Source organism: Candidatus Competibacter phosphatis, from assembly GCF_012939995.1.
Taxonomy (GTDB): Bacteria; Pseudomonadota; Gammaproteobacteria; order Competibacterales; family Competibacteraceae; genus Competibacter; species Competibacter phosphatis.
Genome location: NZ_SPMZ01000003.1, coordinates 42,876 through 51,510, shown reverse-complemented (window position 1 = coordinate 51,510; position 8,635 = coordinate 42,876). Strand labels below are relative to the sequence as shown.

The window sequence follows — 8,635 nt, the reverse complement described above, 5'->3', positions numbered from 1 at the left end:
GAAGCGCCAAGCAGCCATGCGGATTGTAATCCGCCGCCCCGTAGTGCGGGCGCGAAGCGCCAAGCAGCCATGCGGATTGTAATCCGCCGCCCCGTAGTGCGGGCGCGAAGCGACCACAGTACGGGGGCAAATCATCCGCTCCAAAAAGGCAGAGCGCCGCAGCGGCGCTTTTTTGGAGTCGGCTGGATTTGCCTTGTTATGTGATTATTGAATGATAGCCATTCAATATTGGTATAGTAGTAGTGTAAATTATTTACATTGCACTAAAACAGTATGATCTTCTACTTCGTCAAAATGCATCTGCTGACAATCTTTCCGCTATTGCGTGCATATTCTGCATTTCCGTTCTTGACGGATCTTTCCAGAACGCTTGCCAGTCTTCAATCTTATCCCAACGGGCAATAGTTACGAACTCTGTAGGATCTTGATGGCTTTGAAGTAGAATACTTCCTCGCGCACCAACTGTGGACTCTCTTATCCTAGTTGTTGCCTTTGCCCATGCCGTCCGAAATTTTTTCTTCGTCGGTTTTTTCGCACTTTCCACCTATAGATCACTCTTATCATACCATTCTTCACTCCCAATACTTATCCATTATGAAGATCCCATTGACTCACATAACTAACGATTATATAGTTTCTATTTATCTACGATATTTTTATCGTAGTTGGCAAGAATAACTTGATCCACCTGGACTATTTTAGCGGCATAACATTCATAACAAGCCTTTCAACCCTGGAAACCGCAATATGCTCGCCGTTCCCCCCCCGAATGTACCAGGGCCGCAGTTGATGCGGCCCCACCAGTAACACGAATCCAAACTTGGTGAGCAAACCGCGAATTTGATTGCACAACGCCGTCTAACTGTTTACCAGCCCCGCTCGCGCCCGATGAATTGACAACATCGCCTGATGTTCGGCCGATTTGATGCTCACCACCGACATCTCCGGCCACCGGGCTGCCGCATCCGCCGCATGTTGTTATTGGCATCATCGTGCCGTCGCGGGTAATCCGCGTCCCTGTCATTAAAACTCCAAAGCGCACTCAAAACCCATCAATGCAACAGCGCCAATTGAACTCACTGGAGTTTTATCTCGTGGCCCCCACTTGCTGGAGCAGCGCCCGCACCTCGGGATTCTCCGGTTCCAACGCCGCCAGCCGGCGTGCGTAATCTCGCGCCGCGCCCAAATTCCCCGCGTTGCGTTGGAATGCCACCAATGCCATGAGCGTTTCACGGTCGTTGGGATGTTTGGCCAACACCGCCTCCAGTGCCTGAATCGCCTTCGACCCTTGGCCGGTACTGTTCAGCGCCACTGCGTACACATAGCCGTAACGCGGGTTGTCCTCACCCAAGTGGGCGGCTTCCGCCAAGGCGTTCAGGGCCTCTGGTAGGCGTTTCTGGCGAATCAGCAGCAAGCCCAGCGCATGGTGCGCGGTGGCGTTCCGTGGGTCGAGATCCAAGGCTTGGCGCAAGATTGTTTCGCCATCCCCATCGCGTCCCTGAATCCGGTACAGATCGGCGAGATTGACTGCCGCCTGCGTAAAGGCGGGTTGCAGCTTCAGGGCATCACGGTAGGCGGCTTCCGCCTGGTCGAACTGGCCCTGATCGATGTGGATCAACCCGATGTTGAGATACGACTCTGGACGGTCGGCGTTGGTCATTTCAGCGGCGATATATTCCGCCACGCCCCGCTGGAGCGCCTGGCGCTGGTTTTCGGTGAGCGTTTCCTTGGGCACGTTGGCCAAGCTCTGCGCCGCGTCGATCCGCACCAATCGCACGGGGTCGTCCAACAGCGGCGCCAGGTGTTGAACCTTCAGCTCCGGCGGCAACACCGCCAGCGCCCGCGCCGCCGCGCTCCGCAACAACGGATCGGGATCGGCCAACAGCGGGCGAAGTGCCTCGAACCCGGTGGGATCGAGACGCTCGCTCAGCAACATCGCCCCGCTGGCACGCGCGATATTCGGCTGCTCCGGATTTTTGACCAGCGCCAGCAGTAACTCCCGCGCCCCGGCAGCCTCGGTATGCCCGGCATGTAGCGCCTCGGCGAACTGTTGGTGACCCGGCACCGGTTGGCCGTACCACTTCTTGATCTGCTCCGCCGCCCACTGCGCCGATCGATCTTCATGACAACGATTGCAAGCATTGGGGACGCCCATTTTTACGGTCAAATCCGGACGGGGAATGCGGAAGCTGTGATCATGGCGCGGGTCCACCACCATGTAGGTGGTGGTCGGCGCGTGACAGGACACGCAATCCACGCCCTTGGCATCAATCGGGTGGAAATGGTGTTGCGGCGACTCGTATTTCGCCGCCAAGTGGCATTGCAAACAGACTTTGCTACCCGTCGCGCGCAATTGGCCGCTGTGGGGTTCGTGGCAATCGCCGCAACTCACCCCTCTCGCCTGCATCTTGCTTTGCAGGAAAGAACCATGATTGAACACTTCATCCTTCATCTGGCCGTCAGGGTAGTAGAGGTCCGGCGTCAACAGCGACAAACGGTGGGTATCCAGCAACGGTTGGCCAAAAACGTAATCCTCCCAGAATAGTCCGCGCCGCGAGTGACAGCGGGCGCACAACTCCAGTTCGCGGCCGGCCGAACGCTGTGCGGTTGCCGGAGCGCTGTCCGTGGCCGCCTGCGTGGCTGCCGTCCAGAGGACACTGGGCTTGGGGTTCAAGAAGGGGGTCGCGAGATCCAGCCCTTTCATGGCGAACGCGCGCAACTGAAACTGTAGGCCGTGCCGCTCGTCGAGGGCGATGGCCAGGCCTTTGGTGGAATTCAGCTTTTGCCAATCCCCCTCCTTCTTGGCCCAGGCGAGGTGATCGGCGCCGGGACCGTGACAAGCTTCGCAGGCGACGTTGATTTCGGACCAGGTGGTGTTGAAACGGTTGAGCTTTGGATCGTAATTCTTACGCAGGTTCGTGGAATGGCATTCGGCGCACATGTAGTTCCAGTTCTGCTGCAAACCGGTCCAGTGCAGAGGGTCTTTATGCGTCAGGTTTTGGTCGGGATAGAGATGGAACCAGCGCTGTCCGCCCTGCTCCTTCGGGCGGCTATCCCAGGCGATGCCCAGCGCCTGATAGCGGCCGTCGGGGAAACCGATCAAGTACTGTTGCAAGGGGTACACGCCGAAGGTATAGGCGATCTCGTAGTCTTGGAGGGTTCCGTCCGGTCCGTCGGTGCGAACCATGAATTTCCCGTCGCGGCGAAAGAAGGTGGAAGTAATGCCGGCATAGCTGAAGGAGACGTCGTGGAAATCACCGAGCACACTCGATTCGGTGGCGGGCTGCATGGCCTGCGCATGCTGGGAATCCTTCCAGTGCCGATATTCGGACGTATGGCATTCCGCACAGCTTTGCGCGCCAACGTAACCGCTGTTGGTGGAGGTGATGGGCGGATGGTGGTCCGGCAGCGCCACGGGCAGGGGTTCCATCGGTTCGCTAGCGGACCACGCCCAGCGGATGGACACGGCCAAACCGCCAAGCAAGATGAGCGACATCAGCAGCAGGGCTATCCCACTGGAAAGCCATCGAGCAAAGTAAGTCATGGTTTTTTTGAAAGGCTGGGTAAAAGTTTCGGACCATACTTCGAAGCAGGTTCCGTTTTGTTAATTCTGCTAACCACTAATATTTGACAGTGGTCAAATGGGGAGTTTTAGCACGGTCCGACATTATAACGATGGAACGAGAAACGGGCGATAAAACCGTTTATGAGCAAGCAGTTGGAAATGAGGAATTTTTGCGAGCCAGTCGCCCTAAACCCTATCACAACGGCTCCTTGCTATATCATCGCATGAACCGGAGAAACCGCCAGCCAGCATATAACTGGCGGCTCCTGCCAAATACATAATGAGGTTACTCCATCGTGATCGTAATACCACTGGAGGATCCCACATTCAATTGCAAGCCTTGGGTCCGCGATTCCAGGCGCATGATCACGCCATTCTCATTTTTGAGTCGCAATCCACCCACACCACCGCCCAACGCGATACCTACGTCCAGCTTGGTGTAGATGCCAGGAAATTTCGAGATATCTTTCAAATCGTACACTTCACCGGTAGCGCTCATCTTTGAAACACCCACATTGGCGCCTGCGGTGATGCCGCCAATCTTGAAGGGATATTCCTTGCCATGGAACGTCAGCATACCCCCGCCAACGCTACCGCCCAGAATGAAGGCGAATTGTGTTTCGTCGATCGAGACGGTCCCGGACGGCTTTTTTGGCGTCCGCCGCCAGCGCCAGCCCCCCTGCCAGAAGCGTGGCGGCCAGCACGACTGAACCGGTCATCTTGCGCATATTCTTCATCATCCTATTGCTCCTTACAGTTAAGTGGATCCGGAGTTTGGAGTCCCATGGGAAAACAGCATCCGCTAAGCGTATGCGGATGCAAGCGAAACTCTTTGATATGTCGATCTGGAAAACAAACGTCAGCGTATCGGCGGACGTAATGCCGAAATCAGCGCCTTATGGTTCAAAGGCGAAGATCCGCTTCCAGTCGTTCTTCATGCTGATGACGACCCAACTCTGCTGCTTCGCTTCGGCCATGAGCGCATCGCTGAACGTACCGATCTTCGACTCCGCGCCGTAGGCCCATTCGCGCTCGGCGTCGTCGTGGTGCACCAGCATCATCAGCCGCGCCCCGCCGCCGGCTTGCGTCCACTCCAGCATCTGCTGGTCGCCGACCGAGTTGCCGAACGCGGCGATGGGCCGACGGCCGATGTGCGAATTGATGCCGACCGGTTTGCCGGCCTTGTCGTCGATGAAGTTGATTTCAGGCAAGCGCACCAGCACCGGCTTGCCGTCGCGCAGTTCGTACTTCGTCTTGATGCTGCTGCCCACCACCTGTTCGGGCGGGATGCCATAGACTTTTTCGGTCCACGGCCGCATGAACTCGATGCCCCCACCGGACACGATGAAGGTTTTGAAATGGTTTTCACGTAGATAGGCGAGCAGCTCAAGCATCGGCTTGTACACCATCTCGGTATAAGGCCGGCCGGTCTTGGGATGTTTTGCCGTGGCGAGCCAGTCCTTCACCGTTTGTTCGAATTCCGCCGTGGTCATCCCGGCATGGGTGGCCATGACGATCTCGGCGATGGCTTTCTCGCCACCCTCCAGCACACCTTTCATATCGCCCTTGAGCAAGGAGGCGAACGGTTCCTGATCCTTCCACTCGGGATGCTGGGGCGCGAGCGCCTTCACGCGGTCGAGCGCGAACAGAAGCTGGAAATACATCGGTTGCTCGGCCCAGAGCGTGCCGTCGTTGTCGAACGTGGCGATGCGCTCGGGGATCGACACGAAGTCGGGTGAATGCTCCTTCGTCACCTTGGCGACAAATGCCACGATGGCTTGCTTGGCCGGTCCTTCCCGCCAGGAGGAAAGCGGGTCGGCGGCGCGAGCGGCCATCGCGGCAAAGGCGAGCACGCCAGCGACTATGTAGATCAAGATATGTTTATTGCTGCCTGGTTTCATGGATTCCTCTGATCTTATGAGCTTGCGGGCTACCCCGTGGAGGGAGTAACCCACGTCAACAACCGAAACGGACTGGATTCCACAGTCCCCGAAATCAATACGATACTTACTCATCCCTGACCCCTCTCCCGGTGGAAGAGGGGCATTGCGCGGCAATTCCTTGGCGCCCCAAAGTTGGCCTAGGTCATTGAAAATGGAGCGTTTCGAGAGTCGCACCTCTCAAGGCGCGAGATGGAAATGGGCGGGATGCCCATCCTTAAGCATCTAATCGAGAAATTGCATGTTGAAACCGACGAAGATCTGCCAGTCGGGCTGCCCCGGACCGCGATAGGCGACCGAGGCCTGGGGCTCGACGAAGAGATTGAAGACAGTCTTGCCCCGCTTGATGATCTGGCCGATGCCGAGCCCCAACGGGATGCTGTAGGCGTCGTTCTCGAAATTGTAGACCCAGATTGGGGTGGAGCGCAGATACAGACCCTGGCCGAGCTGGTAGAAGGCGAAGGGCTGGAAGGCGCCGGTATTGACGTCGGCGCTGTCGTCGCTGCCGGCGAAGCTGGCCTGCCAGGTGAGAAGATAACCGTATTGGAACTGCTTCGAACGCCCATCGAACAGCACGTTGGCAAAGCCGGCGGACCACTTTTCGGAGCCGAGCCGATCGTTGGGGGCGGTCGGCGCGGTGATCTGCGGTCCGATGCCGAAGCTCACCGCTGGGTTGCCGGTATCGAACAGATAGGCGGCGAAGACGTTCAGGTCGCCGACACCGGTTTCCAGGCCGCCGTCCGTCGCCACGGGAAAACTGTTGACCGGCAGGGAGGCACGCATCAGCCAGTTCGTGCCCGCCACCTCGAAGGGCTTGGCGAAACGCACCCAGAATTGGTTGCCGTCCTGGTCCGTCTCGGTGATCCGACCGATGTAGTAGTCCTGGAAGTTCAGGGCCGTCATGTTGGCCAAGGGGTTGTTGGCTTGCGCGGCGGCATCACCGCCACCTTCGGCCCCGACTGCGGACCCGGTCAACGCGACGGCGAACAGGATGCCCGCCGCGAGCCGTGACAGTATCCCTGCCGCGCAGGGCGCCAAATGTGAGGCTGTCCGGCGGGCTTGATGTTCGAGCATCGTGGATGATACCTGTCGTTTTCGGGGGTTGCGGGGGAACCGAACGAGCCCAACCGGCACCCCCAGGGGTTCCGGCCGGGCTCCCAGACGACTTCCTGACCTCTAGTTACCGGTCGGCAGCGGAATGCTGACTCCGTCCTTCTCCAGCTCCTCCCTCACCCACTTGAACCGCTGGTACTGCGTCAGTGTGATTGGACCCGAGTAGCTCTCGCTCTGCAGCTTGCGCGGCGGATACTGCACGTAGGTCTTCATCAGGTTCTTGATCGCTTCGCTGATGGTAACCATGGTCCAGGTGCGCTCGGTGTAGTTGTTCATGAAGATGTCATAGCGTTCCTGCGGATCGGCCCACAGGTCGAAGACCTGCGGTACCGTGGCGACGTACTTCTCCGCGCCCTTCCAGCCGAGGTTGCTGTCGACCGCGAGGCCACCGGTGGCCTGGCCATCGTCGCCGCGCAGGTTGAAGATGGCCTTGTAGTTGCCCACGCGCGCCGCGCCAGGGGTGAGCTCGTTCTCAGTGAAGTAGAACCACGAGGTACGCGGATCCTTGCCGGTGCCGAACAGCACGGGAGTGATATCGTAGCTATCGAAGATGATCGGTTGACCTTCGCGGTCCTTCTCAGGCAGCTTGATCCCCGCCACCGAGGCGAAGGTGGCCATCAGGTCCAGACCGCCGACGATGTCGTGGTTCTTGACCCCCGCCTTGATCTTGCCCGGCATGATCGCGATCGCCGGCACCCGGTTGCCACCCTCGCGAACTGTACCCTTGGTGCCGCGGAACGGTGTGTAGCCGGCGTCCGGATAGACGTCCTGCCAGGCACCGTTATCCGTGGTGTAGAAAACCAGCGTGTTCTGGTCGAGACCTAAAGCGCGTAGCTTGTCCATGATATGGCCAATCCGCGCGTCGAGCTCCACGATCGAGTCGGCATACTTGCTCTTGGACAGCGATTTGTGCTCGAACTCGGGCGCCGGCAAGTTCGGCTGGTGCACTTTCATGAAATTGACGTTGATGAAGAACGGCTTGCTGGGATCCTTCGCCGCTGTCTCCAGAAACTCGATTGCCGCTTTCTCCACGTAACCGTCGAAGAACGGGATTCCGACCACGCCATCGGGATAAGTGACGCCGTGGAGCGTGACGCTCTTGCCAGGCTCGTCGACATACTGCCCGTTGATCTTGAAATCCTCCTTTGCCTTCTCGCCCGCTTTGCCGGAAAGCGACCCGATGGTCACCTTGTTAAACATGGCCCGCAGTTCTGGATCCATATCCGGGAACCAGGTTGGGTCGCCGTAGGTGTAGGCGTTCAGGTGGTACAGGCCGACATACTTCATTTCGTCATAGCCCTGCGCGTTGGGTAGGGCGTAGTCGTCCTCACCCAGATGCCACTTGCCGGTGAAGTAGGTCTGGTAGCCACCCTGCTTGAGCACCGAAGCCAGGGTCCACTCCGCTTTCGGTAACCCACCGCCTTGGCCCTGGAAGGCCACCGTCGTCATGCCGCTGCGGTTCGGAATCCGGCCGGTTTGCATCGCCGCCCGGCCCGGCGTGCAACTCGGCTGGGCGTAGAATGAAAAGAATGTCATCCCCTCGGCCGCCATACGGTCGATATTGGGTGTGGGCATGCCGCGTCCTTCGCCGCCACCGTAGGGACCGAGGTCACCATAACCGGTGTCGTCGGACACGATGAAGAGAATATTGGGTTTCTTGCCTTCTGCGGCAACCGCGCTGCCGGTGGCGAGCCCCATTGCGGCGAACGTCGCGATACCCAGTAAAGCTGCCAGCCTCAATTTCAATTTCATTGGCGGACCTCACTCCTACTCGTTGGTTTACAGATAAAGGGCTATCAGTACACGGTATATTCGGGTATATCCGCTTTCAGCTTCCCATGGATCAGGTGACACACTGCTGTTTCGCAGGTACGCGCGCCGGTTTCGCCCCGACACCCATTACATAACAGTAGTTGGCAGGATCAAATGGTTCTACTCTGTTGACTACGTACGTAGCGTAAGTAGTCGGGCACCGGGCCAATGGGTCGCGCCCTTATCCCCTTCCACCGCGATCACT

The 8,635-nt window shown here is 58.2% G+C and carries 7 protein-coding genes; all 7 read right to left on the bottom strand.

Translation table 11 applies throughout. The annotated features are described in order from the left end of the window. Nucleotides 1-289 precede the first annotated feature (289 nt). The gene (locus tag E4P82_RS23445) at nucleotides 290-544 is read right to left on the bottom strand and encodes an antibiotic biosynthesis monooxygenase (RefSeq protein WP_169247140.1); all 255 of its coding nucleotides are present in this window, start codon (nucleotides 542-544) and stop codon (nucleotides 290-292) included. A gap of 543 nt (nucleotides 545-1,087) precedes the next feature. Beyond that, a complete protein-coding gene (locus E4P82_RS00895; RefSeq protein ID WP_169247139.1) occupies nucleotides 1,088-3,544 on the bottom strand; it encodes a tetratricopeptide repeat protein in 2,457 nt (818 codons plus the stop codon). A 307-nt stretch (nucleotides 3,545-3,851) separates the two neighbouring features. Beyond that, on the bottom strand, nucleotides 3,852-4,142 hold the full coding sequence (locus tag E4P82_RS21625; protein ID WP_246327275.1) for a hypothetical protein: 291 nt from the start codon (nucleotides 4,140-4,142) through the stop codon (nucleotides 3,852-3,854). A 13-nt stretch (nucleotides 4,143-4,155) separates the two neighbouring features. Then, the gene (locus E4P82_RS21620) at nucleotides 4,156-4,305 is read right to left on the bottom strand and encodes a hypothetical protein (protein WP_246327274.1); all 150 of its coding nucleotides are present in this window, start codon (nucleotides 4,303-4,305) and stop codon (nucleotides 4,156-4,158) included. A gap of 156 nt (nucleotides 4,306-4,461) precedes the next feature. After that, nucleotides 4,462-5,466 (bottom strand): HAD family hydrolase, encoded by a 1,005-nt coding sequence (locus E4P82_RS00885; RefSeq protein ID WP_169247138.1) that lies wholly within the window; start codon nucleotides 5,464-5,466, stop codon nucleotides 4,462-4,464. A 264-nt stretch (nucleotides 5,467-5,730) separates the two neighbouring features. Beyond that, entirely contained in the window at nucleotides 5,731-6,579 is an 849-nt protein-coding gene (locus E4P82_RS00880) for a hypothetical protein (RefSeq protein WP_246327273.1), read from the bottom strand. 102 nt (nucleotides 6,580-6,681) lie between these two features. Next, the gene (locus E4P82_RS00875; RefSeq protein ID WP_211202982.1) at nucleotides 6,682-8,316 is read right to left on the bottom strand and encodes an arylsulfatase; all 1,635 of its coding nucleotides are present in this window, start codon (nucleotides 8,314-8,316) and stop codon (nucleotides 6,682-6,684) included. Between the last annotated feature and the right edge of the window lie 319 nt (nucleotides 8,317-8,635).

Excerpts from the sequence above, each read along its gene's own strand:
- E4P82_RS21620 (WP_246327274.1), bottom strand. The coding sequence starts at position 4,305 with ATGATGAAGAATATGCGCAAGATGACCGGTTCAGTCGTGCTGGCCGCC.
- E4P82_RS00875 (WP_211202982.1), bottom strand. The coding sequence starts at position 8,316 with ATGGGGCTCGCCACCGGCAGCGCGGTTGCCGCAGAAGGCAAGAAACCC.
- E4P82_RS00885 (WP_169247138.1), bottom strand. The coding sequence starts at position 5,466 with ATGAAACCAGGCAGCAATAAACATATCTTGATCTACATAGTCGCTGGC.
- E4P82_RS00880 (WP_246327273.1), bottom strand. The coding sequence starts at position 6,579 with ATGCTCGAACATCAAGCCCGCCGGACAGCCTCACATTTGGCGCCCTGC.
- E4P82_RS00895 (WP_169247139.1), bottom strand. The coding sequence starts at position 3,544 with ATGACTTACTTTGCTCGATGGCTTTCCAGTGGGATAGCCCTGCTGCTG.
- E4P82_RS21625 (WP_246327275.1), bottom strand. The coding sequence starts at position 4,142 with ATGCTGACGTTCCATGGCAAGGAATATCCCTTCAAGATTGGCGGCATC.